Origin of the sequence: Nodosilinea nodulosa PCC 7104 (assembly GCF_000309385.1) — a bacterium.
In the GTDB taxonomy this organism is placed as follows: Bacteria; Cyanobacteriota; Cyanobacteriia; order Phormidesmidales; family Phormidesmidaceae; genus Nodosilinea; species Nodosilinea nodulosa.
The window spans coordinates 1,452,214-1,477,808 of the sequence record NZ_JH976537.1 but is presented as its reverse complement, the minus strand read 5'-3'; the positions used below and the strand labels follow the sequence as shown (position 1 = coordinate 1,477,808).

The following is a 25,595-nucleotide window of genomic DNA, read 5'->3' as shown; positions in this document are numbered from 1 at the left end:
CGTTTTGAGGATACAGGGCGATGACCATCGGGGTTTGGGTGCTGGGCGATCAGCTTTGGCAAAAGCAGTCGGCCCTGGTCAGTTGCGAGAAAGATGCGCCCGTTCTCTTCATAGAATCCCAGGCGTTTGCCCAGGAGCGGCCCTACCACAGGCAAAAGCTGGTGCTGGTGTGGTCGGCCATGCGCCACTTTGCCGACGAGTTGAAGGAGGCCGGGTGGGCTGTTACCTACGCGATCGCCGCCGACACCGAAACCGCCCTGCGCGATTGGATTAAAGCTGAGCAGATCACCGAACTGCGGGTAATGGACCCGGTCGATCATCCCTTTTCTGCCTGGCTTGAGGGGCTGGACCTGCCCTGCCAGCTCACCATTCTCGACAACAACCTCTTTCTCTGGAGCACCGCCGACTTTAATGCCTGGGCCAAGCAGCGCAAAAGCCTGCTGATGGAGAGTTTTTACCGCGAAGGGCGCAAGCGCTTTGAGGTGCTGCTGGAGGGTGACCAGCCCGTCGGTGGCCAGTGGAATTTCGATAAAGACAACCGCAAGCCGCCGAAGGGTCAGCTGGATACCCCGGCTCCCTGCTGGTTTGAGCCTGACGCGACTACGCAAGCCGTGATCGATAAGGTTGAAAAGTTAGACATTCCCACCTTTGGCAACGTGGCTCCCTTTCCATGGGCGGTGACCCGGCAGCAAGCCCTACAGGTACTGGACAGGTTCATTGAAGAGCGCCTCCAGACCTTTGGCCCCTATCAAGATGCCATGGTTACGGGGGAAGACACGATGTGGCACGCGCTGCTGTCGCCCTACCTGAACCTGGGATTGCTGCATCCCCTGGAGGTGGTGGAGCGAGCAGAGGTCGCCTTTGCAGAGCAGGATTTACCGCTCAACAGTGTGGAGGGCTTCATTCGCCAGGTGATGGGCTGGCGGGAATATATGCGCGGTCTGTACAGCTACTTTGAGGCTGACTACGGCGATCGCAACTGGTTCAATCACCAGCTGCCCCTACCCGAATTTTTCTGGACTGGCGAAGTCGAGATGAACTGCCTGCACCAGGTGATTGATCAAATTCAGCGCACCGGCTACGCCCACCACATCCAGCGGCTGATGATTCTCAGCAACTTTTCGCTGATTGCCGGGTTCTCGCCCCAGGCGGTGAAAGACTGGTTTCACGCGGTGTTTATCGACGCCTACGACTGGGTGATGCAGACCAACGTAATTGGTATGGGCCTGTTTGCCGACGGCGGGCGGCTGGCCTCTAAGCCCTACGCCTCGTCGGCCAACTACGTGAACAAAATGAGCGACTACTGCAAAGGCTGCCGCTACAACCACAGGGCGCGCACCGGGGAAGACGCCTGCCCGTTTAACTTCTTTTACTGGGACTTTCTCCATCGCCACCGCGACCAGCTTCAAACTCAGGGCCGGATGAGCTTTATTTTGAAAAACCTGGACCGGATGGACGACGAGGAACTGGAGGCGATACAGCAGCAGGCGAAGGATTGGCACCAGGCCCATCCGTAGCGGCAAGTTGTGTTTTGTGACAGTTCTGGGACGCGATCGCAGCCGCCTTTGCCCCAGGGCTAAAATGCAGATCCGAGTGGTGGACGTGTTTTCTGCCGTTCGGCAATGGCCTTCTTGTCGAAACTTCTGGTAAAGCCCCATGGTTCAAACTGCATCCCAACCTGCCGCTAATACCCTGCCCGCCGATAGCTACGTGGTGATCGGACGCGCCACCTGCTACCTGCGCCAGGAGGGCGAGGTGGTTGAGCTGCAAATTCTAGAGCCGATTCCGTCGGCCTATTTGCAATCGGTGCTTCAGGGCGTGCCCACCTCCTACAGCGCCATCTGCGGCACCACCATGGCCGAGGCCCTGGCCATGAATTTGGGTGAGCTTTCAGAAGCCCCAGCCCAGCCCTGCGCCGATTACGAAGAGCGTGTTTTAGCCGCTGCTCGCACCTACCAGTCTCGGCCCGAGGCGGTAAGCCTGGTGCCCGTAGGCACTATCCACCGCGAGCTAAACTACACCACCGAGAAAAAGCGGGTGCTCAACAGCCAGCGCAAAATTTCAAAAACCGACAACGTTAAGCAGCACAAGTACACCCACGAAGTCCTGTAGAGATTTGCTTAAGCTAGCGCCGTCCCCTCCCTGGAGGGGTGCCCGGAGGGCGGGGTGGGTCTAGTTAAAACCTGAACCCACCCCTACCCCTCCCAGGAGGGAATGGTTGGTCGGTTTTTGGCGTAGATCTAGATTAAATCGGCACGATCGATCGCTGGCAGCTGGGGCAAATGCCGTGAATTAGCAGCTGGCAGTCGAGAATATGGTAACCCGAGCGATCGGCGGTTTTGGCCCCCACCTTGAGCACCGAGTCGTTTTTGAACTCGATGGTTTTGTTGCACCGCACGCAGATCAGGTGGTGGTGGTGGTGGGGAGCGGGCTGGTTAATTTCGTAGCGCTTCTGGCCCTCGGCCAGCTCTAGCTCGCGCAAAATACCCATCCGCGCCATTAGCTTCAGGTTGCGGTAAATGGTTGAGAGGCTGATGGGCTCGCCTTCTTTACTGAGCAGATCGCAGAGATCTTCCGCGCTCAGGTGAGTGCTTTCGGGCAGGTTTTGAAAGGTTTTGAGCATGGTCTCGCGCTGGGGAGTCATGCGCCAGCCGCGCTCGTTAAGCTCGGCTTTGAGGGCTGATGGAGTGTAAGCAGCCATAGCCTGATTTTCTCCCGCTAGATTTCAATAACTCGTCCTTAATGAGAATAGTAGCGAACTTTTTAGGACATTTGCAATAATTTTTCCTTATTGAGAATGACTCCGAAGACTGCTTTAGACTGCTTTAGATTTCTCTGGAGCTTCCTTCAGAGCACGAGCGGAGGCTACCAATGTAAGCGCTGCTAAGGGTGCGGTGATGGCTCTAAGAATGTAGGGACCAAGGGAAGCGGGCTGAAAACCTGCCGCGATCGCGCCCTCCACTTCAGCCGCAGTCCACCCGCCCTCTGGGCCAATGGCAATCGCCACCGGGATCAGTGGATCGCTGGTTAGCGCCAGCGCCAGCAGGTGGGGTGCATCGCCCCGCGCCACGCAGATCCAGCGGCGGCCTTCGGTGGCTTGCGCCAGGTAGTCCCTCAAAGGCAAGGGAGGCCAGATCTGGGGCAGCAGCAGGCGTTCTGACTGCTCGGTGGCCTCTAGGGCAATCCGCTGCCAGCGCTCCAGCTTTTTGGGGTTGGGCTGGTGCAGGGTGCGATCGCTAATCAGCGGCTGCAGCGCGCTCACCCCCAGCTCCGTGGCCTGACGCACCACGTCGTCAAAGCCATTGCCCTTGGGCAGCGCGATCGCCAGGGTAATCGGGGCCTGGGCCGGTGGGGGCGAGACGGCAATGGCGGCGATCGCCGCCACATCAGACCCCGCCGTCAGCGTGGCAATCCACTGCTTCCCAAGCCCGTCGAGGACGACAACCTGCTGCCCCGTCCCCAGGCGCAGCACCCGGTATAGGTAGTGCTGCTGCGTGCTGCTGAGGCGAAGCTGATTCGCCACTACCTGATTTGGCTCAATCACTAACCGCTGCACGGCCCCCCACTCCCTAAGTCAACGCCTTCCCCTTATACCGTGAACCCCAATAACTAAGGCCCCCAGCTCGAAAGCTGGAGGCCCTGGTTTTTAGATGTTTCAGTATAGTACGTACCCTATAAGAACCTTGCGGCTCATGACTACCATAGGAGAATTTACGTAAAGGACCAATAAGCTGTTTGTGAAGCTTTTTCCAATTTCCTTCGGTATTTGCCCAGACAACGGCGCTATCCCTAGCCCTGAGGTCATTTAGACCCCGTAGCTTAGGACAATTCTGGAGACGAAAATACCCGAGGATTTTGAGACGTTGCTGATTCGGGGTATGAAGCAAGGGCCAGACGCATTGAGAACTCACCTAGGAGTCCACAAATTCATACTGCTATTCAGCAACGCCGGGAAGCGTAACCCCTATAATTTGCTTGTCTAGCTGGGATTAGAGGTGGAATGTACCGTATGCGTAAGGGTGTTCTTTGGGTCGTACTGGCATTGCTTGGTGTTGTGCTGGCGATCGGCACCGCACTGATGCTGCGGATAACCCGTCCGGCTCCCGAATTGAGTAACCTGCCTTCCCCCGCGATCGCGGCGAGTCCTTCCCCAACGGCAGTATCTCCCCAGCCTGAGTTGCCAGCCGCTCCGTTTCCAGAAATTAGCGCCAAGGCTCGAAATCTTGATATTCCTATCATCATGTATCACGATGTCAAGCCTGTGAAGGATGTGGACTGGGACATTACGCCGGATCATTTAGCCAAACACTTCCAAACCATTCAGGAAAAGGGATTGACACCCATCACGTTAGAGCAACTTGTGCAACATTTGCGGACGGGTGCGACGTTACCGCCAAAACCGATTCTGCTCACCTTTGATGATAATTATTTGGGTGAGTATGAGTATGCGTTTCCCCTGCTGAAGCAATACAACTATCCTGCTGTGTGGTCGGTGCATACCCATTATGTGGGCAGCCAGGCAGGCAAGCCGAAAGCGACCTGGGAACAACTGCAAGAAATGGTGCAAAGTGGGTTGATTACCGTTGCATCTCATACGGTGAATCACTTGCGGCTGGATACCCTCAGCCCTGAAAAAGTCACTTACGAATTGCAAGAGTCAAAAAGAGTCTTAGAGCAGAATTTGGGCGTACCCATTCAATATTTCACCTATCCAGAAGGGGATTTTATTGAGTCGGTCAAGCAAAAAGTGACGGAAGCAGGCTACCTGGCGGCTTTGAGCATGAGTCTTGATGCTCAAGTAGAGTGTGTTGCGAACAAGTCTGATGATTTGCTTTCAATTATGCGGTTTGGGCAATCGCGGTTTGAAGAAATTGTGGGTGCAATCGCGAATCGGGGGTAACCAAACAGGATTTGGTATAAGACAATGCAGGAACCCGATGGCACATTCAGGTAGTGGATGGCATACATCTGGGGATGGCTGGGGATGGGGAAGTCATAGGGGGGATAGGGGGTGTGGTTTACGGTTTGTGGATTGCGGTTTGCGGTTGGCGGTTTGCGGTTGGCGGTTGGCGGTTTGGACCGTGCACCGCAAACCTTGCACCGTGCACCGTATACCCCTCTCTTAAACCGCCGACAATTTCGTCCTCGGCAAAACCATGGCAACCAGAAAAATCGCAAGCTGCATGGTCACAATGGCCGGCCCCGACGGCAGGTTTAACAGAGCTGACAACACCATGCCCAGCACGGCCCCCAGCGCCCCCAGCCCTGCCGATAGCATCACATATCCTGTAAAAGTACGGCTGAGCATTCGAGCTGCACAGGCCGGAATTACCACAAAAGCGCTAATCAGCAGTACCCCGATCGCTTTAATCGACACCCCTACTACCAGGGCCAGCAGCACAATAAAGGCGGTGCGATGGGCCGAGGCCGCAATGCCACTGGCGATCGCCAGTGGTTCATGCAGGGTGAGCAATATCTGCGATCGCAGCGTCAGCCCCACAAACCCTATGCACACCACCACCAGCAGCGCGCTCACCACCAGATCGCTTTGTCGCACCGCCAAAATATCGCCAAACAAAATGTTGTTAATGCCCCCCTTGTACTGCCCTACAAAGGACAATACAATCACCCCGATTGCCAGGGACGATGAGTAGACAATATTCAGCAGCGCATCGGTCCACAGCCGCGTGCGCTCTAGCAAATAGGTAATGCCTAGAGCAAACAGCACCGCAAACGGCAACAGCACCAAGGATGGGTTTATCCCCAGCAGCAGGCCTATGCTGATGCCCAGCAGCGCCGAATGCCCCAGGGCATCGCTAAAAAACGACAGCTGCCGCAAGATGGTGAAGCTTCCCATTAGGCCACCCATCAGGCCGGTGAGGACACCACCCAACAGCGCTCGCTGCATGAAGGGAAGTTGGAAGAGTTCGATGACACGGGTGAGGTCGGACATGGGGAGGGGTTTTGGGTTTCGGGTTTTGGATTTTGGGATCCCCTCCTGGGAGGGGCAGGGGTGGAGTATCGGGTTATCGGGTTTTGGGTATCGGGTATTAGGCTTCTTCCTGACACCCGACACCTGCCCCGCTAGTGCTGATGTCGATATCGCACAAAATCCGACCCATACACAGCGGCTAAGTTATCAGGCGATAGCGCATAATCTGGGGCACCTTGGCAGCGAAGAAATCGGTTGAGGCAGAGGACGCGATCGCAATGCTTTCGCACCATGTCAAGGTCGTGGGAAATCTGCAGAATGGCCCAGCCCTGCTCTTGCTTGAGCTGGTAGAGCAGTTGGTAAAACTCCGACTCACCGCGCACGTCTAACCCAGCAGGGGCTTCGTCGAGAATCAGCAGGCGGCGGGGGCGCACCAGGCAGTAGGCAAGCAGAGCGCGTTTGGTTTCACCGCCCGAGAGGCGGCTGATGGGTTGGGTGCCCAGGTGCAGAGCATCGACTCGCTCTAGGGCTTGACGAACGGCCAGGCGACGCTGCTTTTGGTTAGCCCAGGGCAGCTTTGGCCCCAGATCATCCCAGCCGAGGGCGACTAACTCGTTGACGGTGATGGGGATACGGCGATCGAACAGAAAGTTTTGCGGCAAGTAGGCAATCTGCTGACGGATGGAGGACGGCAGATGGCCGCGACGAGTCAGAGGTCGCCCCAAGATCAAAACCTCACCTGCCTGACGGGGCAGAATTCCTAGAATTGCTTGCACCAGAGTTGATTTACCCGCCCCATTAGAACCGACGATCGCCATATCCGTGCCTGCCTCTAACTCAAATGAGACATCTTGCACCGCCGCGTAGGTTTCTCGATAAACCGTGAGTTTCTCCACCGATAACACGATTTCTTTCAAGCAACCCTCCTAGAACCCAACCCCAACGGTTTGGGGCACGACAGCGACGCTGGGCCGTAAAGCCGGTAAAAACGATTGAGTAGACTGCCCTCCCAAAGCGGTGGTCAAATTCGTCAGGTTCTGGCGCATCACCGTGAAGTAATAGTCAGGTTGTAACCCATCTTCCCCAGCCGTCTCCATTGGGTCGAAATCACTCACCTGCACATTCAGATCCTTTGCCAATGCAGAGAATGGATTCCCGGCAGCTTGGGGTTCTGTTAGCAGGGTCTTGAGATCTGAAGATTTTGCGGCATTAATCACCCGTTGAACATCATCGGGGGACGCATTTTCTTCAGGGATTCCGACTAGAAACTCCGCGTTGAGGTTGTAGCGCTGAGCAAAATAAGGCGCAAAGTCGTGGTAGGTGACAAAGGTTTTCCCCGCAAACGGTTGAAGTTGCTGACTAAATTCTTGATCGAGCTGCTGCAGTTTAGCAATGTAAGCGGCTGCATTCGCTTTGTATTCAGCCTCACCCTCTGGATCAGCCGCAATCAGCCCGTCTCGAATGTTTTCCACCTGCTGAACGGCCCGTTCGGGATCAAGCCAGATATGGGGATTAAATTCTCCATGATGGTGATCCCCTTCTTCAGCGTGTTCTTCCCCTTCGGCATGAGCATGGTCATCACCTTCAACGTCTTCATTCGAGATAGTTGCAATTCCTTCACTGGAGTCAATAATCTTCAGATCTGTACTACCAGCATTAGTAACTAGGTCGTCTAAAAACTCCTCCAGGTCCAGGCCATTTTCCACCAGAACATCAGCGTTAGCTAACCGCTGGGCATCCTCCGGTCGAGCCTGATAATCGTGGGGTCCAACGTTGTTAGGTAAAAGCTGCGTAACTTCGGCGCGATCGCCCGCTACCGCTTTTGTAAACTCAGTGATGGGCAGAATGGTCGTTATCACCTGCAACTCACCCGTTGCTGCTGCTGAAGACGGTTGAGTCTGTGAATCCGAGCTAGTCGAAGGTGCATTGGTTGCACAACTGCCTAAACTAACGGCGATCGCAGACACAATTACCCCAGATAACCAATGCACAAGCTCACCTTTTTGCCGGAGCCCCATTTTCGAGTCATTCATTTTCCCCATCCTCGTACCGCCAAGCGAAATTGAGCGTTACGCCATTTCCACAGGATATCATGAGAATGATTATCATTCAGTTATTGTATAGCACTTGCTGTGAAAAGTGGCTTGCCATCTCAAGAAAGTGCAACCCATTCACACCGCCTGGCTGCGCTATCAGCAAGCAGAGCTAGATGCCGTGCATCAGCCAGCCGATGACCTCTCAGCCCAGAAGTGATGGACTCCGTTGCATAAAGGACAGGTGATCGAGCTAGCGACAGCTATTAGGTAGTCGATGACTCTATGAGAGATAAGGGCGTTTTATTATTTTTTGATAGAGAATAAATATAGAAGTAAAGGTGCCCAACCGAAGGTTCCATAGACGGTCGAGGCAATTCTCAGTCGACTTCATCCGCCAGGTTGACCACGCTGTTAGCTAAGGTACCCGCTATCCCAAGCTGGGCTGTAGGGCTGTAAGTCTTTACACATGTATCTTGGCGGTAATCAGGTGTTCCCTGCCGCCAGCACTATCAAGCTGACAATTTTAATCGCCTTCTACCAGGATCTCGATGCCGGAAAGGTGAGCTTGAACGACACGTTAGTGCTGCGGAGAGACCTGCTTACGGGTGGTTCAGGCGCCATGCAGTACGAGCCGATCGGCAGTCATTATTCGGCCAAGGAAGTCCTGAAGCGAATGATCACGATCAGCGACAACACGGCTACCAACCTGATCATTGACCATTTAGGCGGCATAGATTGCTTAAATGCTCGGTTCCGCAGTTGGGGACTGCAGCATACGGTCATGCATAATTTGCTGGCAGACCTGCGCGGTACCAACACCACCAGCGCTGAAGACATGGTATCGCTCCTGGCCCAGGTAGTCGAGGAAAACCTGCTGTCTTCCCAGAGTCAAGACCAGGTGCTGAACCTGTTGCGCCACACCACCATTCGCTCCCTGCTGCCTGCCGGGCTGGGGCCTGGAGCCAATATTGCCGATAAAACGGGGGATATCGGTTTTTTGATTGGCGATGCTGGGCTGATCATCATGCCTACTGGCAAACAATATCTGGCCGGTATTTTCGTCACTTGTCCCTACAATGACGTTCGAGGTCGTAATTTTATTCAGGAAGTCTCAAGGACAACCTATACCTATTTGCTGGATTAGCCCAGCATCCTATCAACCAACGAATCCATGGACTCTGCACCTGCATCGGCTTTCCCCTAAGTCTGGTGGACAGAAAGTGCCTACCAGTCAAGACTTTCAGCCATCTATGTCCTGCCAGTAGATCAGTGCCATGGCTGGTCGGTGTATCTCTGCTTCATTCCGGAGGGCGATTAGATTGTGGGCAAGACATACATGACTCGGGTGGAAGGGGAAAACACGCGATCGCCACACTACCTGGCTCGCCTGCATCGCAAAACGCTTTGCGATACCAAGTCCGTAGAAATGCTGGCTCACTCCGTCCAGTGTTTACTTCACTACCTCAAGTTCGAGGATGTTCCAGTCCCTATCTGGTTCATACCTTAATTCAGCAACGCCGATTTTGATTCTTCTCAAGGGCGTAGCCCCTGTGCCCTACGTAGGGGTATCTCCTTGCTCGAAAGCAAGCTTAAGTTAGCCCCACGATCGCAGGACTCCAAATACATTCGACAGCAACCCCTGGAGGCGTTGATTTTTGGCGTATTTTTGCTTGGTGAGCTGGAGCGCCGCTTTGCTGTTGACCTCCGCCAGGGTGGGGTAAATATGAATCATATTCTTCAGGGCATCGACCTTGAGGTTGTTGCTCATGGCCAGCACAATTTCGTGAATCAGCTCGCCCGCGTGGGGGCCAACCAGATGAGCACCTAAAATTTCTCCGCTGCTGCGGGTAATAATTTTGGCAAACCCCTGGCCAGCGGCCTCGGCCAGGGCGCGATCGACCCCGGCAAACTCTTGCTTAAGGATATAAATATCGTCGTAGCGCTTACGAGCCTGCGCCTCAGTTAAGCCCACCCGCGCCAGCTCAGGATCGGTAAAGGTAGCCCAGGGAATGACGCTGTAGTCGGCAGATTTGGTCGGGAAGATGAGGGCGTTTTGCATAGCTACCGCCCCTTCGTACCCGGCGACGTGGGTAAACTGGTAGCCGCCGATCACGTCTCCAGCGGCGTAGATATGGGAATTGGTGGTTTGCAGCTTCTCATTTACGGTAATGCCTTCTTTGCCCACCGCCACCCCAGCAGCCTCCAGGTTCAGGGCCTCGACGTTGGGTACTCGTCCTGCCGCCAGCAGAATGTCATCGACGACTATGGTGCCGCTGGGTGTGTGCACATGTTTCTTGCCGTCAATTACCTCTACCCGCTGGGCTCGGGTGTCGTTGAGAATGCGGACGCCATCTTTTTCCATTTGCGCTTGCACTACAGCGGCAGCCTCGGGTTCTTCCCTAGGCAGAATATGGTCGCTGCTGCCGATAATCGTCACCTCGGTGCCCAGCCGGGCAAAGGCCTGGCCCAGTTCACAGCCAATCGGGCCAGAACCAATCACCGCTAGCGATTTTGGCTGGTAGTTTAGCGAAAACACCGTTAGGTTGGTGATGTATCCCGCCGCCTCGAGACCTTCGATGGGGATGCGATCCGGGCGCGATCCGGTGGCAATAATATAGCTGCGGGCCTTAAGGACACGTCCATTGACCTTAAAGGTCTGAGAGTCGATGAATTCGCCTTGACCGTAAATCACCTCGACCCCCAACGACTCAAACCGCTCGGTGGAGTCGTGCACCTGAATGGTATCGATCACCCGGTGCACGTGGCCGAGGGCGGCCTGAAAGTCAATCTTTTCGAGCCGGGTGTGAAGGCCAAACTCGGGGCCGCGAGCGACCTCGTGGGCCACCCGCGAGGCGTGAATCAGCGATTTGCTGGGCACGCAGCCGTAGTGGAGGCAGTCGCCGCCCAGGCGATCTTCCTTTTCGACCAGAGCCACTTTGGCCTGAAGCTGGGCTCCGGCACTGGCGGCGACCAGCCCGGCGGAACCGCCGCCAATAATGACCAAATCGTAGTCAACGGTCATGGTAGTCTCCTTGCCCTGGGGTATTCGTCGGCTGTCGATCGCACGTTCCGCTATAGTCGATGACCAGATATGCTCAAACCGCTCCGCCTGGGGCTGATCTTGACAGGTTATCTGACCAACATTCTGTAGAGAATAGGCAAAAATCCTGAGGAATGACTGAGACTGGATGATCTCGATGATCTGGGGGCGTTGCTGAACTGAGGAATGAATCCGTGGCGGCTATAGACCCAGCACCCCCAGCTCGTGCTGGCGGGGCACGATATCGAGCACGTCGAGTTGGGCGCAGTACGTCAGATCGGCCTCGTTGTTGAGCCGCATCAGGCGCTGGCCGTGGCTGGCGTAGTGCATCAGGTCGAGCAGCTGCCCCTGCCACTGTAGGTAGAGGCTGACGGCGGCGATCGCGGCGTCGTTGCCGGCCAGCTCTTTAAAGGTTTGCCCGGTGGCAGCAATGATGCCGTGGATGATGGCTCCAGCACAGACGGTGTCTTCTAGGGAGTAGGTGCCCTCCCAGCCTGAGCCCACAATCCAAACCGTTTCGGGATTTTGGCTGAGCAAAAAGTCGACCACGGCCTGGCGGGTAGTGAGGGCAGCGGTAATCACCGTCGGGGCGTGCTCGATGCGCTTGAGGCAGCGGGTGCCGTTGGTGGTGCTCATAAACAGCCGCTTGCCCGCTGACCGCTCAGCCGAATGATCGAGCGGCGAGTTGCCCAGGTCGCAGCCGTCCACTTTGCCGCCGCCCCGCTCCCCCGCCCGCAGGCGTCTGTCGGCGGGCCAGTGCTCGCTGATGGTGAGCAGATCGTCAATGTCGCTAAAAACCTGGATGGCCTCCGCTCCCACCGCCAGGGCCGCCGCCATGGTAGAGGTGGCCCGCAGCACATCAATGGCGATCGCGCAGTCTGGAGTGCCTTGGTCAGGGACTTCTTCAGGGGTGTGGAAGAGGAATAACTTCACGGTTTAGGAGCTTCTTTAGGACTTGTACAAAGGACTTAGGGCTAAACCCAGGCCGCCAAACTTGAGCCACCACATCTGGGTGGCCAACATCTCATTCTATGCGGGGAATTGCCCCATTTTGGAAAAAAAAGGAGCGCCCTAAAGCACTCCTTATCTGTGATTCTGCCGTTAAGCAATCGGGCAGCCTAGGGCAGCCACTCCAGCACCGCTTCGTCTTTGGTGTTGGTGCGGCGCGAGGGGGTAGCGCGATCGAAGGTCATGTGGATGGCGCGAGTTTGCTCGCCATCGGCCGCTACCGCCATAATTGGATAGTCGATGTTGCCGTCCTGGAAGGACATCTGGAATCGGAAGGTGCCATCGGAGTTGAGCTTGATCGGCTGGCCGCCGATGGTGACGGTGGCGTCGGGCTCGGTGGCCCCGTAGACAATCAGCTGGGCATCGGCCACCAGCCAGAACTTGCGGGGGCGAATGGGCGGAGCCGAAGCCGAGAAGCCCGCCCCCGACATGGTGAGTCCGGCCCCTGACATGGTGAGTTCGCCAAAGGCCCCGATGCCTGACATGGTGGGAACGCCAGCCACGGCACCGGGAACGGCCCACAGCCCTGCCCCCGAGGGGAACACGTAGGAGCTGACGGCCTTTTCGGGGGCCATAGAACCCGGTACGTGCTGCATGGAGCCAAACAGCGAGCCCGCCACCCGCTGGGCCTCGGTAGATTGGGTCATGGCATAGATTTCGTCGTGGATGGCGTTGGCGCTTTCGGCGGCCCGCTGGCTGGGGTGCTTGAGGGTGATCAGAGTCTTGCCGCGCAGATCGGCCTGCCAGTCGACGGTCAGGAAGTGGTCTTCGACCCAGTCGGAGGGGTACACCGGGGGAATGTGCACCGGCAGCGATCGCGCCAGCACCAGCCAGCGTCCGTCGTTGCAGAGGTAGCCGATTTCGGCCACGTAGTCGCGATCGCTGACCGGAATCGGCAGGTACCACTCCCGCGCCATTTCATCGCACTCGTACTGCTGCAGGCTGTGGGGAGCCTGGGCCATGAAGTCGATGTCGGTGACGTCGTAAAAACGCAGGGCCAGCCGCGACCCACCCTGCCGCCGCAGCTCGTCTTTGTGGGTGTGGGGAATGTCCCAGTAGGCGTAGGCCCACTGGGGGTCGCGGGGCATCAGCATAATGCGGCTTTCGCCGTAGCCGTTGGGCAGATCGGCGAGACCTTCATCAACCGTGGACAGGGCCTCAATGGGCAGGGGAATCGGTTCACTGGCGCGGGGAGATGGTGCGGCGCTAACGCCCACCATGGCGGGCACAGGGGTCGGCACGGCCGCTGCGCCCGCCTTTCGCTGGGCGTCGATCGACTGAATCGCCTCGATCAGCTCGGTTTTGCGCATGCGGCTGTAGCGCGATACCTCGTACTCGCTGGCCACCTTGCGGAGCTGCCGCAGGGTCATTTCTTCAAGGGGTGGGCGGGGGGATGACATAGAGCACTCTCCTTAATAAAGACCAGAACGACAGGCGATGAACTGCAGCAGATCGAGACAGGGCAAACAGCGGACCACGGCCGCTCGCAAACCCAGTCACGGCACACCGATCCCAAACTCTCAGCGCTAGCGGCACTGCTCAATCTCAGTGCCTTGCCACCGGGCCTCAGGTTCGGACGGGGATCAACCGTTGCTCCGTAGCATGCCAAAAACAACCGCCGGGATCAAGCCCCTGGCAAGGCTTTTCTGGCTTCTCTAGCGAGAAAGCAAGGGTTTGGGGATCATATTGTCATAAAATCATGACAATATGATCCCCGTAAGTATTATTACGTCACGACTTTTTAATATTCGGGTCGGCGATCTGCGATTTAATGGCGCGATCGCATCGCCCAGGGCTCCGATCGCAACCTGGGGCGACATCCCCTGCTAGAGTTTGGGGATGCGATCGCCAGGACTCGGTTCTGGCCCAGTCGTTCGCATCCGCGTCTCTCTACCGCAGTCCGCCTATGACCCCGGATCCAGCTGCTCCCCGCAACTCCGATGCCGCCAAGGGCAGCCGCATCATCAGCCGATTGCTGCCCCCGGCTATTCGCCTGTGGCTGCATACCCAGCTCGATCACATCGAGGGGCTGGAGTTTGCCGTCGACGGCAAAGATCGGCAAATTTTAGCGGGCTACCTGCCGCAGGTGACGGTAGCGGCGCACCAGGCGGTGTACCAGGGGCTGCATGTTAGCCAGGTGGCGGTGAGCGCTGCGGATATTCGCGTCAATCTGCCCCAGGTGCTGCGGGGTAAGGCCTTGCGGCTGCTGCAACCCTTTCCCGTAAACGGGCAGGTGACGGTGCTGGCGGACGATCTGCGGGCATCGCTGGGGTCGCCTCTGCTGGGCCAGGGGTTGCGCGACGTGCTGAAGCAGCTGCTGACGGGGGCAGCGACCAATCAGCAGGTTCCCTTCGATCGCTGGCTTGACGGCGGCGAAACCTCACCCAAGATAGACATTGCGCTAGCTAGCGATCGCCTCACGCTGCGGTGGCCAAGTGACTCCCCCGGCGGAGACAGTCTGGAGCTCACCATGGGCCTGGCCATGCGAGAGGGCCGCTGGCTGTGCCTACGCCAGCCCGTAGCCACGGTGCTACCCGCCTCGGGTAACCCGCCGTCGTCCACCGTGCTGGACGACATCGACTTTGACCTGGGGCCTGAGGTGGATATTCGCCAGCTAGCGGTCACCCCCGAGGGCATTGAGCTGGTAGGCATGGTGCGGGTGATTCCAGCCGATTAGGCTTTTCGCTCCGGCAGGTTGCGGGGCGGCACCGCTCGGCCCTGATAAAATCTACGCTCTAAAATGCCAAGCCCGGCCCAGACGGCGGCGGTTGCCAACGGCAAGGTGGCCAGAAAAATGGCCGCCAGCCCGCTGAGGCTGCCGGTTGCGATCGCGATCGGTACCAGCGACCACCCCACTGCGCTCACCCCCAGCAAACCCCAGCGCAGGGTTTTGATCCGAGCCAGGGCGGTGCGGCAGCTGTGGCAGTGCTGGGTGTGGGAGTGGTAGCGATCGAGCAGCGCCTCCTTTGTCCAGGCGGGGGGAAGGCTCTGCCCAGGGAAAGGGTCGGCCTCAAAGTCGCTGACCCAGTTGCGAAAGGCCAGCACGTAGCGATCGGCCTGGGTCGGCAGATAGCAGGCCTGGGCATAGGAGCGCCCCGTTTTTTCGAGCTCCCGCTCTTGAATGTGCAGAAAAATTTGGTCATCCTCCAGCACCGCATTGTTGCCGATGTGGCTAAACCAGCGGGGGGTAAAGCCAATCACGGTGGCGGGCAGCTTAGAGGCGAACTTGAAGGGGAATCGCGCAAACAGGCGGCATTCCCCCTTGCGGATGGGGGTGGCATAGACCACGGTCATGGTGCGGCCAAACTGCTGGGAGGTGAGGTCGTGGTACATCAGCCCCGGAGCGATGAAGGTGGTGTGCTGGGCGCCTAGCTTGCCTTTGCGGGGGCCTTCGGGCCACAGCCCGCGAAAGCCCTGTCGGCTCGATTCGATCACCTCCATTGCCATCGGGGCGGCGTTTTCGCGCTTGCCCACGGTCTTGTGGTGGGTGTAGGGAATATGGCTGGCATCCAGCACGTTTTCGAGCAGGGTGAGGGCGTCGTAGGGCAGATCGCGAAAGGTGTTGAGCATGACCCAGCCGTCGGGTTCATCCTCCACCGGAGCGATGATGGGCACCTCAACCCGGGGGGCGTTTTCGGCCTTGCCGGGGTAGACAAACAGCAGCCCCTGGGCGATCGCCGTGGGCATAGACACCGCACAGGCCCGCGATGACCGGTTGCCCTGGCCCTCCTTAGGGCTTTGTATTGGGGGCTGCTGGGGAATGTGGGTGCAGGTACCATCGCCCGCGAAGGCCCAGCCGTGGTAAGGGCACTCCAGCTCACCACTTTCGTTAACTCGCCCCTCGGACAGGGGGGCAAGGCGGTGGGGGCACTTGTCTTCGAATACGCACCAGGCTTGACCGTTGGGGTCCCACCAGATCACGATGCCCCGCTCTAGCAGGGTGAAGCGGGTGGGCTGGGTGGGGTCGAGATCCTCCAGGTAGGCGACAGGATACCAGGCCTCGGCCCAGTCGAACCGGGTGGGGTCGGGGCCGCCCGCTGGGAGAGTGGCAGCAGCGCCTGCGGGCTGAGGGGCGATCGCAACGGTGGTCATAGCTAATACCTGGCGGTAGTCTCTTTACATTCTGCAATATTTTTGGGGCGGCGATCGCCAAGGCCGATTGGCAAGGATGGCAGCCGCTCGCCTCGATTGGGTTAATTGGGGGCCAGAGGGCGGGAATAGGCTATTCCTCGAAGGCTGAAATATCTCCACCGTTTTGGCGGGCTTGGCCCCCTAGCTCCCCTGCTCCCTAGCTGGCAGAAATAGTCCCTAAGCTTCCGCCTCAGAGTGCTGGGTGGGTTTTTGTACTAGGTGGGTTTTTGCCCCGGTGGCTCATTTAGATTTTGAAGCGCTATTTTGGACCAAAATCACCCAATCAGCCTTGGTTGAGGCCGTAGAGTCCCTTAATTTTTAAGGCCCCCTGGGGCAAGCTAAATAAACATTCGCAGCTGAGCTGTGAAGCTGAGGTAAATAGCGCTGGGGCAAGGCGGTAAACCTGGACGATCGGCATTGTGGCGGCTCTATTCAAAATTCCGCCAGAATTTAGGCCTGTGGGCCTGCTGCACAGTCGTCTGGTTCCAGGGCCAACGGCCGAAGACGTAATCGCCATCCGGGTGTCCATCGTTGACCTCTCGCTGTGTCTGAAGTATGACGCGCCATCTTTCGCCCCAACCCGCTGTCAGTCAGGCCGAAATCTTAGAGGCGGTGGCGACGGTCTACGACGCCGCGATTTTGACCGATGACCTAGACACCTTTTTGCAGCAGGTGGTAGATACCCTGCGGCAGCTGCTTGGCACTGATCGGGTAGTGGTCTACCAATTTTTGCCCACCGACGATGGCGTGATTGCGGCTGAGTCGGTAGATGCCGCCTGGCTGTCTCTGCGGGGAGAGCTAATCTACGATCCCTGCTTTGAAAATGGCTGGGGCGATCGCTACCGGCAGGGCCATGTGGGCATTGTCACCGACGTGCAGCACAGCGATCTTGAACCCTGCTACGCCGATCTGCTCAACCGCCTCCAGGTGCAGGCCAAGCTGGCCATGCCGGTATTTGCCGGATCTGAGCTGTGGGCGCTGCTCATTGCCCACCACTGCTGTAGCCCTCGGGACTGGCATCCATCGAACCGCGACTTGCTCAAGTATGTGGCACGACAGGTCGGCCAAACCATCTACCAAAAGGAGCTACGGCAGCAGCTACAAATCGCCCAGCAGCAGCTGCAAGCCCGCCCGCCCTCAGGGGCGGCAGAGCAGTTGTTCCAGCTTTTCAGCAACCATGTCGATCAGCTCTTGTTTGTCCGCGATGCAGTGTCAGGGCAATTTTTATACGCCAGCGCTGCCTTCGAGCGCATCTGGGAGCAGCCCCTTGCCAATCTCTACGGCGATCCCAATGTCTGGCTGCGCCAGGTTCATCCCGACGATATGCCGCAGGTACAGGCCTCGATCGCGCGACAGTTTGGGGGCAATTCAGTTCGGCGAGAGTATCGCATTGTGCGCCCTAGCGGCGAGGTCCGCTGGATTCGGGCTCAGGTGCGAGTGGTCACAGACGATCAGTCCCAGCCGCGCTACATGGTGGGCTGGGCTGAAGACTGCACCGAACGGCGGAAGTTGCAGGCTCACCTGAGAACAACTGAAGCCACCCTCAGCCGCCGGGTGGGGCAAGAACAACTGCTGCGCATGCTGACGGCCCGCATGCGCGAAAGCCTGGACTTTGAGACCATCTTGAGCGCCACTGTAGCGGGGATTAAGTCGGTATTCAATGCCGACCGAGTCGTGATTTTTCAGCTGTTGGCCAACGGCGATCGGCGTATTGCTCAGCAGGCTACCCACCCCAACTATGCCACCATTACCGATGCCATGATTCCACCGGGGCCGCTGCCTGCCCCATACCTGGAGAGGCTGCACACCGGGCAGCCCTTCACCGTCAATGATCGCTCTACCAACAGTGTTGCAGAGCCTTGGTCAGCCGAGATTTCGGCTTTTCTCGACAGTGTTGTGGTCAAGTCGGCGATGATTGCCCCGATTGCCCATCCCCGGGGGGGCGATCGCTATCCGGTCTGGGGCCTTTTGGTGGTGCATGCCTGCGGTGAAAACCGCCATTGGCAGGCTTTTGAGGCCAATATGCTCCAGCATTTTGCCGACCAGCTCACCACAGCGCTGCACCAGGCCGAGCTGTACCGGCAGCTGCGGGCCGCCAACCGAAAACTTGATCGCCTCTCTAAGGTCGATAGCCTGACCCAGCTCGCCAACCGCCGCTACCTCGATGAGTACCTGGGCCAGGAGTGGCAGCGGCTGGCCCGGGAGCACAAACCGCTCAGCGTGGTGCTGGCCGACGTAGATTTCTTTAAACCCTACAACGACACCTACGGCCATGCCGCCGGAGATCAGTGTCTGATTAGTATTGCCGGCGCCATTCGCTACGGCGTTCGTCGCCCCGCCGATTTGGCGGCCCGCTACGGCGGCGAGGAATTTGCCCTGGTGCTGCCCGACACCGACACCGCCGGAGCGATCCGGGTCGTGCAGATGGTGCGCCACCACCTGCAAACCCTAGAGCTGTCCCACGGCGCTAGCCCCAGCGGCACAACTATCACCCTGAGCTTCGGTATCGCCACCCTAATGCCAGCCTCCGACAGCCCAGCGGAGAGCATTCTAGCCGCGGCCGATCAGGCCCTCTACGCCGCCAAAGCAGCGGGCCGCGATCGGTACCAGATATTCCAGCGCCGGGGCTGATGCGACGGCTAGAAATGAGCCTGCCTCTGCTGGCTCTGGGGGCCTAGCCGCGATCGCAGCTAGCCTCAGGGACCGACCAGCAGGATGTACCCGACCCCCAGCAGCACCACTGCCGCGGCCAAAATTATTTTGCTGGCGGTGGTATTGAGCCGGGGCAGCAGGTAGGCGGTAGCGGCTAGCACCAGCACTAGCTCTAGGGTGGCTCCCACCCGACCGAAGTGATGCACATCCCAGTAGGAGATAGGGCTGATGAACCGCACTGAGCTGATGGGCCAAAAGTGCTGGTGGGCATCGTCGTGGTGCAGGGGTAGATCGGCCAGGTGGTGCAGCACCATACTGGCTCCGACAAACCCCAGCCAGTAGCGCTTGAGGGAGTAGCCCAGGGCCACCCCCAACAGCCCCAGCGGTATCGAGTTGCCCACGGCAAAGATACGCTGCCAGGGCTGGCTGTAGTAGGCTACGCTCCAAATGGTGTGCTCGGGCAGGCCCTTTGCCTTTGCCCAGCCATAGAATACAAACATGGCCGCATCGGGAATGAACGCGCCAATCAGAATCGGCCAGGTCATCAGCGGAGCCACTGGGCGGCGCAGCAGAGCCAGGTTGATAATCAGATGACTGGGAGTATTCATAGGGCTATGGTACACCGCCCGATCTATCTAGACTGCCACGCTACCACTCCGGTCGACCCCAGGGTGCTTGAGGCCATGCTGCCGTTTTTTACCGAGCAGTTTGGCAACCCTGCCAGTCTCACCCACGCCTACGGTTGGGAGGCTGAGGCGGCGGTGGCGCGATCGCGCCAAACCCTGGCCGCTGCCATCAACGCCAGCCCCGAGGAAATTGTCTTTACCAGCGGTGCTACCGAAGCCAATAACTTGGCCATAAAAGGTATCGCCGAGGCCTGCTTCAGCCGGGGTCGACACATCATTACGGTGCAGACCGAGCACAGTGCCGTGCTTGACCCCTGCAAATACCTAGAGTCCTTGGGGTTTCAGGTCACCTACCTGCCGGTGCAGCCTGACGGCCTAGTCAATCTCGATGCCCTCGATAAAGCCTTTCGCGACGACACGATTCTGGTGTCGGTGATGGCGGCCAACAATGAGATTGGGGTGCTGCAACCTTTAGCTGAAATTGGGATGCGGTGCCGCGATCGCAAGATTATCTTCCACAGTGACGGGGCCCAGTCGATCGGCAAAATTCCCCTCGATGTGGAGGCCATGCGCCTAGATCTGCTGTCGTTGACGGCCCACAAAGTCTACGGTCCTAAGGGCACCGGGGCGCTCTACGTGCGGCGGCGACCCCGGGTTCCGCTAGCGGCTCAGCTCCACGGCGGCGGTCACGAGCGAGGGCTGCGATCGGGCACGCTGTATACCCCGCAAATTGTCGGGTTTGCTAAGGCGGTGGAGCTGGGTGAGGCGGCCATGGCGGCAGAATCTGCCCGCCTGACTGACCTTCGCCAGTGTCTGTGGAACGGTCTGCGCCCCCTGGGTGGCCTGCACCTCAACGGCCATGCCACTCAGCGACTGCCCAATAATCTCAACCTCAGCTTCGACGGCGTGGATGGTCAGGCGCTGCTGCTGGGGCTAAGGGGAATTGTGGCACTGTCGTCTGGGTCCGCCTGCAGCACTGTCAGCAGCGCCCCTTCCCACGTGCTCAAGGCTCTGGGCCGAGACGATGCCCTGGCCTACGCCTCGCTGCGCTTTGGCCTGGGACGCTTTACCACCGCAGCTGAGATTGACCAGGTAGTGGCCGGGGTGATATCTACGGTGCAGGCCCTGCGCCAGGTAGCCGAATAGGTATTACCACGGTTGACTGCATGAGGCATAATAAATAGAAGCTTTGGGGTCAGGGGTATTTACAGCGGCTAGAGTCTACAGCGGTTAGAGCAGTGCCCAATTTTGGTCCACACCGACCTAGTATCTAGTTCCTCGGCAGGCCTATGACAACCCCAGACCGCCAACTTAGCGACTTTCTCAAAGCTGGTATTGAGCAGGCCCGACTGGGCTACTTTGTGGCTGCGATCGCGCAGTTTTCCCAGGCTATTGCCCTCGACACCACCTGCGCCAAAGCATTTTACAACCGGGGCTGCGCCTACCGCGACCTGGAGCGTCACGGGGCCGCGATCGATGACTTTTCCGTGGCCCTGCGCCTGGCCCCCGACTTTGCTAACGCCTACATCAACCGGGGCAGCGTCTATCGCCTAGTGGGAAAGCTGGGTGAGGCCCTGGGCGATCTCGATCGCGCCATTCAGCTCCAGCCCACCTCGGTCAAGGCCTACGGCAATCGGGGCCGGATCAAGCTCGATTTGGAAGACTACAGCGGGGCGATCGCCGACTTTAGCCTAGTACTGGTCGAGCAGCCCAAATTTGCCAAGATTTTGCTATGGCGGGGGTTGGCTTACCTTAAGCTGGGCGCCCACGCGGCCCTGGCCGAGCACCGCCGCGAGGCCTATCAGTTTGCCATTGCCGACTTTACTCGCCTGCTGCACGGCCAGCCTCAGCACGCCGAGGCTTACAATTATCGGGCTGTGGCCTACTTTCAGCTCCGCAACACCTACCAGGCCACCCTCGACATCAACCGCGCGCTAGAGTGCCAGGTCGACTACGTCGAAGCCTATATCAATCGAGGCATGCTGCGCCACGAGCTAGGCGACTTCCAGGGGGCAATTGACGACTACACCACAGTGCTTGAGCTCAACCCCGAACTTCAAGACCGCTCCTATAACCAAACCCTGGTCGGTCTGGCCCTCGACAGTCCGGATGCCACCCTGAGCGAAGACACACCGCTGAACCTGCGCTTTCGCCTGGCCGACCTGTACGATAGCCGTGGCCTGCTGCGGGCCCAGGTGGGCGATATGGAGGGGGCGATCGCTGACTACACCCTAGCGCTGCGCTTCAATTCTCAAAGCGGCCGCATTTGGGCCAATCGAGGCCGCGTGTTTAGCCGCCAGGAAGACTACCAGCTGGCGATCGCCGACTTTGACCGCGCCCTTGAGCTAAACCAGAGCGATGCCCTGGCCCACTGCGATCGCGGCTATGCCCTCTACTTTCTCGACGAGTGGGAGCTGGCGTTAGAAGACTTCAATCGCGCCATCGACCTCAGCTCTACCCTGGCCGAGGCCTACATTGGTCGCGGCCACACCAATATTCGCCTGGGTCACGGAGCGGCCCTGGCTATGGATGACTTTCGCAAAGCCCTAGAACTCTCCTGGGACAGCCGCAAGTCGGAGCGATCGCGCCCGCTCTGAGCCTATCCCTGCCACCATCTCCCTTTTACATCTTTTTTAGAAACGGCTGAAGCTGGGAGCAGCGGCTTTAGGTTTTCTCAATTCGCTCGGTCTTGCCTCCATGCGATGGCCATGCTGAGAATGGTTCGGCCTGTACCCCAGACGTATCCCTCTGACATGAGGCACGTACATCTGCCCGTAATGCCAATTCAGCAAAGCCCTGCCGCACTTCATCCGATCCCGAACCCGCCAATGAATCGGCAAACAGCAGCTCGACGGCTGAGACAGGTTCGTATCCGTAATATTGCTGGCTTTACCAGAGAGTTTTCCTCAAGCCCTCCAGTACAGCGAGCAACAATACTCATCTAGGGCATCAAGCAATTCCAATACCTGCCGTAAATGGCTTTGCTACGCCATCCCCACTACACCAAACGCTATTTGCGCCCTTAAATACGGCGTCTGTAGAGAAAAAATAGAACTAAAAACACTAACTCAATGAGATTCCTCTCCCTCAAAACCGCTGAACTCTTTGCGGCACAAGAGATTCAAGCACCTCACAGAAATTCGACCAAAGGTGTTGACACACCAGGGCAATATCGCTATATTGATAAAGCGCCTGAGGGAAGCGGCTCGAACGAACTGCTTACTGAGGGACGAAGCGAACCTCGACAACTACATAATCTAGAAACAAAGCCAAGGTTCCTGTCAAGGATTAAATTGGTTTAACGATAGCACGAGTGTTTTCGTTAAGTCAAGGAAGAAGACAGAAACGGATACTGAGGTATCCGGGACATGCTTTTCGGGTTGCTCTTTCACGGAGTGACTAATTGATTATTAGCTTTTCGGAGTTAATAACTAACATGGAGAGTTTGATCCTGGCTCAGGATGAACGCTGGCGGCGTGCTTAACACATGCAAGTCGAACGGACCCTTCGGGGTTAGTGGCGGACGGGTGAGTAACGCGTGAGGATCTGCCCTTAGGAGGGGAACAACAGTTGGAAACGACTGCTAATGCCCCATATGCCGAGAGGTGAAATGTAATTCGCCTGAGGATGAACTCGCGTCTGATTAGCTAGTTGGTGAGGTAAGGGCTCACCAAGGCGACGATCAGTAGCTGGTCTAAGAGGATGATCAGCCACACTGGGACTGAGACACGGCCCAGACTCCTACGGGAGGCAGCAGTGGGGAATTTTCCGCAATGGGCGAAAGCCTGACGGAGCAACGCCGCGTGAGGGAGGAAGGCCTTAGGGTTGTAAACCTCTTTTCTCTGGGAAGAAGATCTGACGGTACCAGAGGAATAAGCCTCGGCTAACTCCGTGCCAGCAGCCGCGGTAAGACGGAGGAGGCAAGCGTTATCCGGAATTATTGGGCGTAAAGCGTCCGCAGGCGGTTTTTTAAGTCTGTTGTCAAAGCCCACAGCTCAACTGTGGATCGGCAATGGAAACTGGGAGACTAGAGTGTGGTAGGGGTAGAGGGAATTCCCGGTGTAGCGGTGAAATGCGTAGATATCGGGAAGAACACCAGTGGCGAAGGCGCTCTACTGGGCCACAACTGACGCTGAGGGACGAAAGCTAGGGGAGCGAAAGGGATTAGATACCCCTGTAGTCCTAGCTGTAAACGATGGATACTAGGTGTTGGACGTATCGACCCGTGCAGTACCGTAGCTAACGCGTTAAGTATCCCGCCTGGGGAGTACGCACGCAAGTGTGAAACTCAAAGGAATTGACGGGGGCCCGCACAAGCGGTGGAGGATGTGGTTTAATTCGATGCAACGCGAAGAACCTTACCAAGGCTTGACATGTCGCGAATCTTTCAGAGATGAGAGAGTGCCTTCGGGAGCGCGAACACAGGTGGTGCATGGCTGTCGTCAGCTCGTGTCGTGAGATGTTGGGTTAAGTCCCGCAACGAGCGCAACCCTCGTTTTTAGTTGCCATCATTAAGTTGGGCACTCTAAAGAGACTGCCGGGGACAACTCGGAGGAAGGTGGGGACGACGTCAAGTCATCATGCCCCTTACGTCTTGGGCTACACACGTCCTACAATGCTACAGACAGAGGGCAGCAAGCGCGCGAGTGCAAGCAAATCCCATAAACTGTGGCTCAGTTCAGATTGCAGGCTGCAACTCGCCTGCATGAAGGCGGAATCGCTAGTAATCGCAGGTCAGCATACTGCGGTGAATACGTTCCCGGGCCTTGTACACACCGCCCGTCACACCATGGGAGTTGGCCACGCCCGAAGTCGTTACTCTAACCGTTCGCGGAGGAGGGCGCCGAAGGCAGGGCTGATGACTGGGGTGAAGTCGTAACAAGGTAGCCGTACCGGAAGGTGTGGCTGGATCACCTCCTTTTAGGGAGACCTACCCTTGATAACTCCGAACCAACTTGAATTAGGAGTATTAAGCGGTCACTCTAGGTCGGTCAGGGCTTTGAGTAGAGTTTCTAGATTATGGTTGAGGTTTATTTCTCATCTGTATTGGTTGACTAGTGAGAGCTAGGGGAGCGATAGAGATAGAGAGACTAAACACGGGCTATTAGCTCAGGTGGTTAGAGCGCACCCCTGATAAGGGTGAGGTCCCTGGTTCGAGTCCAGGATGGCCCACTGCGTGGGGGTTTAGCTCAGCTGGTAGAGCGCCTGCTTTGCAAGCAGGATGTCAGCGGTTCGAGTCCGCTAACCTCCACCACGAAAGTGAAGGATTGAATTCAGCACAGTGTGTTTTGGAGTATTCCGAAGCATAGTCTGCTGGGTGAGAGCCTGGCAAAGAACCTTGAAAACTGAATATGAGAGAAGTGTAAGGTAGTACACACAGAACATTTAAGTTCGTTGAGAGAAGAGTGAGTTTTGTTGGGTAAAGCCAATAAAACGAGGTCAAGCTACAACGGGCTCACGGTGGATACCTAGGCACGCAGAGGCGAAGAAGGACGTGGTTACCGACGATACGCTTCGGGGAGCTGGAAGCAAGCATTGATCCGAAGATTTCCGAATGGGGCAACCCTGTATACGGCCACCTGAATCCATAGGGTGGCGCGAGCGAACCCGGCGAACTGAAACATCTTAGTAGCCGGAGGAAGAGAAAGAAAACTCGATTCCCGTAGTAGCGGCGAGCGAACTGGGAAGAGCCTAAACCAGTGGTTTTTACCATTGGGGTTGTGGGACAGCGATATGGACTCGAGCGGTTAGACGAAGCATTGGAATGATGCACCAGAGAAGGTGAAAGTCCTGTAGTCGAAAACTTAACGATACTAGCTGAATCCCGAGTAGCACGGGGCACGAGAAATCCCGTGTGAATCCGCGAGGACCACCTCGTAAGGCTAAATACTCCTGCGTGACCGATAGTGAACCAGTACCGCGAGGGAAAGGTGAAAAGAACCCCGGGAGGGGAGTGAAATAGAACATGAAACCGTGAGCCTACAAGCAGTTAGAGCACGATTAAACGTGTGATAGCGTGCCTGTTGAAGAATGAGCCGGCGACTTATAGGGTCTGGCAGGTTAAAGCGGAAATGCTGAAGCCAAAGCGAAAGCGAGTCTGAATAGGGCGATAGTCAGATTTTATAGACCCGAACCCGGGTGATCTAACCATGGCCAGGATGAAGCTTGGG

General features: G+C 57.4%; 18 protein-coding genes, 2 tRNA genes, 1 rRNA gene and 1 pseudogene. 12 read left to right on the top strand and 10 right to left on the bottom strand.

Going from position 1 to position 25,595, the window contains the following annotated elements:
* Nucleotides 1-20: 20 nt before the first annotated feature.
* Both LEPTO7104_RS0106655 and LEPTO7104_RS0106650 read left to right on the top strand, forming a co-directional pair.
* On the top strand, nt 21-1,517 hold the full coding sequence (locus LEPTO7104_RS0106655) for a cryptochrome/photolyase family protein (RefSeq protein WP_017297774.1): 1,497 nt from the start codon (nt 21-23) through the stop codon (nt 1,515-1,517).
* Nucleotides 1,518-1,656: 139 nt separating this feature from the next.
* Nucleotides 1,657-2,112, top strand: coding sequence for a hypothetical protein (locus tag LEPTO7104_RS0106650; RefSeq protein ID WP_017297773.1), 456 nt, complete (start codon nt 1,657-1,659; stop codon nt 2,110-2,112).
* A 133-nt stretch (nt 2,113-2,245) separates the two neighbouring features.
* Here the strand turns inward: LEPTO7104_RS0106650 and LEPTO7104_RS0106645 are convergent, their stop codons facing one another.
* Together LEPTO7104_RS0106645 and LEPTO7104_RS33010 are read right to left on the bottom strand one after the other, a co-directional pair.
* Nucleotides 2,246-2,701 (bottom strand): Fur family transcriptional regulator, encoded by a 456-nt coding sequence (locus tag LEPTO7104_RS0106645; RefSeq protein ID WP_017297772.1) that lies wholly within the window; start codon nt 2,699-2,701, stop codon nt 2,246-2,248.
* Nucleotides 2,702-2,815: 114 nt separating this feature from the next.
* Nucleotides 2,816-3,556, bottom strand: coding sequence for a 16S rRNA (uracil(1498)-N(3))-methyltransferase (locus tag LEPTO7104_RS33010; protein ID WP_017297771.1), 741 nt, complete (start codon nt 3,554-3,556; stop codon nt 2,816-2,818).
* A gap of 453 nt (nt 3,557-4,009) precedes the next feature.
* On the opposite strand from LEPTO7104_RS33010, the gene LEPTO7104_RS33005 reads away from it, so the two are divergent.
* The gene (locus LEPTO7104_RS33005; RefSeq protein WP_225886936.1) at nt 4,010-4,900 is read left to right on the top strand and encodes a polysaccharide deacetylase family protein; all 891 of its coding nucleotides are present in this window, start codon (nt 4,010-4,012) and stop codon (nt 4,898-4,900) included.
* A gap of 222 nt (nt 4,901-5,122) precedes the next feature.
* Here LEPTO7104_RS33005 and LEPTO7104_RS0106630 read toward each other — a convergent pair whose 3' ends face one another.
* The 3 genes from LEPTO7104_RS0106630 to LEPTO7104_RS0106620 all read right to left on the bottom strand — a co-directional run bounded on the left by LEPTO7104_RS0106630 (nt 5,123) and on the right by LEPTO7104_RS0106620 (nt 7,965).
* Entirely contained in the window at nt 5,123-5,953 is an 831-nt protein-coding gene (locus tag LEPTO7104_RS0106630; RefSeq protein ID WP_026072438.1) for a metal ABC transporter permease, read from the bottom strand.
* A gap of 131 nt (nt 5,954-6,084) precedes the next feature.
* Nucleotides 6,085-6,849, bottom strand: a complete 765-nt coding sequence (locus tag LEPTO7104_RS0106625; RefSeq protein WP_017297768.1) for a metal ABC transporter ATP-binding protein — start codon at nt 6,847-6,849, stop codon at nt 6,085-6,087.
* 9 nt (nt 6,850-6,858) lie between these two features.
* Nucleotides 6,859-7,965, bottom strand: a complete 1,107-nt coding sequence (locus tag LEPTO7104_RS0106620; RefSeq protein WP_026072437.1) for a metal ABC transporter solute-binding protein, Zn/Mn family — start codon at nt 7,963-7,965, stop codon at nt 6,859-6,861.
* Between the two features lie 469 nt (nt 7,966-8,434).
* Here LEPTO7104_RS0106620 and LEPTO7104_RS33000 point away from each other — a divergent pair, with 469 nt between their 5' ends.
* Both LEPTO7104_RS33000 and LEPTO7104_RS37990 read left to right on the top strand, forming a co-directional pair.
* A complete protein-coding gene (locus LEPTO7104_RS33000) occupies nt 8,435-9,112 on the top strand; it encodes a serine hydrolase (RefSeq protein WP_017297765.1) in 678 nt (225 codons plus the stop codon).
* Nucleotides 9,113-9,244: 132 nt separating this feature from the next.
* Nucleotides 9,245-9,475: pseudogene (locus LEPTO7104_RS37990) on the top strand (IS1 family transposase); the annotation flags it as partial.
* Nucleotides 9,476-9,562: 87 nt separating this feature from the next.
* Here LEPTO7104_RS37990 and LEPTO7104_RS0106605 read toward each other — a convergent pair.
* From LEPTO7104_RS0106605 to LEPTO7104_RS0106595, 3 genes are all read right to left on the bottom strand, one after another.
* Nucleotides 9,563-10,990, bottom strand: a complete 1,428-nt coding sequence (locus LEPTO7104_RS0106605; RefSeq protein ID WP_017297764.1) for a dihydrolipoyl dehydrogenase family protein — start codon at nt 10,988-10,990, stop codon at nt 9,563-9,565.
* A gap of 219 nt (nt 10,991-11,209) precedes the next feature.
* Nucleotides 11,210-11,941: a 2-phosphosulfolactate phosphatase family protein gene (locus LEPTO7104_RS0106600; RefSeq protein WP_026072436.1), complete on the bottom strand. Its 732-nt coding sequence runs from the start codon at nt 11,939-11,941 to the stop codon at nt 11,210-11,212.
* Between the two features lie 185 nt (nt 11,942-12,126).
* Complete coding sequence (locus LEPTO7104_RS0106595; protein ID WP_026072435.1) at nt 12,127-13,416, bottom strand: DUF4912 domain-containing protein; 1,290 nt, start codon at nt 13,414-13,416, stop codon at nt 12,127-12,129.
* A 506-nt stretch (nt 13,417-13,922) separates the two neighbouring features.
* Between LEPTO7104_RS0106595 and LEPTO7104_RS0106590 the strand changes: the two genes are divergently transcribed.
* Nucleotides 13,923-14,693: an LmeA family phospholipid-binding protein gene (locus LEPTO7104_RS0106590; protein WP_017297761.1), complete on the top strand. Its 771-nt coding sequence runs from the start codon at nt 13,923-13,925 to the stop codon at nt 14,691-14,693.
* Here LEPTO7104_RS0106590 and LEPTO7104_RS0106585 read toward each other — a convergent pair.
* A complete protein-coding gene (locus tag LEPTO7104_RS0106585) occupies nt 14,690-16,108 on the bottom strand; it encodes an aromatic ring-hydroxylating dioxygenase subunit alpha (protein WP_017297760.1) in 1,419 nt (472 codons plus the stop codon). The genes LEPTO7104_RS0106590 and LEPTO7104_RS0106585 overlap by 4 nt on opposite strands.
* 594 nt (nt 16,109-16,702) lie before the next feature.
* On the opposite strand from LEPTO7104_RS0106585, the gene LEPTO7104_RS0106575 reads away from it, so the two are divergent.
* Nucleotides 16,703-18,778 (top strand): diguanylate cyclase domain-containing protein, encoded by a 2,076-nt coding sequence (locus tag LEPTO7104_RS0106575; RefSeq protein ID WP_017297759.1) that lies wholly within the window; start codon nt 16,703-16,705, stop codon nt 18,776-18,778.
* Between the two features lie 65 nt (nt 18,779-18,843).
* Here the strand turns inward: LEPTO7104_RS0106575 and LEPTO7104_RS0106570 are convergent, their stop codons facing one another.
* Nucleotides 18,844-19,407: a hypothetical protein gene (locus LEPTO7104_RS0106570; protein WP_017297758.1), complete on the bottom strand. Its 564-nt coding sequence runs from the start codon at nt 19,405-19,407 to the stop codon at nt 18,844-18,846.
* Nucleotides 19,408-19,413: 6 nt separating this feature from the next.
* Between LEPTO7104_RS0106570 and LEPTO7104_RS0106565 the strand changes: the two genes are divergently transcribed.
* The 5 genes from LEPTO7104_RS0106565 (at nt 19,414) to LEPTO7104_RS0106545 (ending at nt 24,679) form a co-directional block, all read left to right on the top strand.
* Complete coding sequence (locus LEPTO7104_RS0106565; RefSeq protein WP_017297757.1) at nt 19,414-20,571, top strand: cysteine desulfurase family protein; 1,158 nt, start codon at nt 19,414-19,416, stop codon at nt 20,569-20,571.
* Nucleotides 20,572-20,714: 143 nt separating this feature from the next.
* A complete protein-coding gene (locus tag LEPTO7104_RS0106560; RefSeq protein ID WP_017297756.1) occupies nt 20,715-22,022 on the top strand; it encodes a tetratricopeptide repeat protein in 1,308 nt (435 codons plus the stop codon).
* Nucleotides 22,023-22,858: 836 nt separating this feature from the next.
* Nucleotides 22,859-24,346: ribosomal RNA gene (locus tag LEPTO7104_RS0106555) — 16S ribosomal RNA — on the top strand.
* A 177-nt stretch (nt 24,347-24,523) separates the two neighbouring features.
* Nucleotides 24,524-24,597, top strand: a tRNA-Ile gene (locus LEPTO7104_RS0106550).
* A gap of 6 nt (nt 24,598-24,603) precedes the next feature.
* Nucleotides 24,604-24,679: transfer RNA gene (locus tag LEPTO7104_RS0106545), tRNA-Ala, on the top strand.
* The last annotated feature ends 916 nt before the right edge of the window (nt 24,680-25,595 follow it).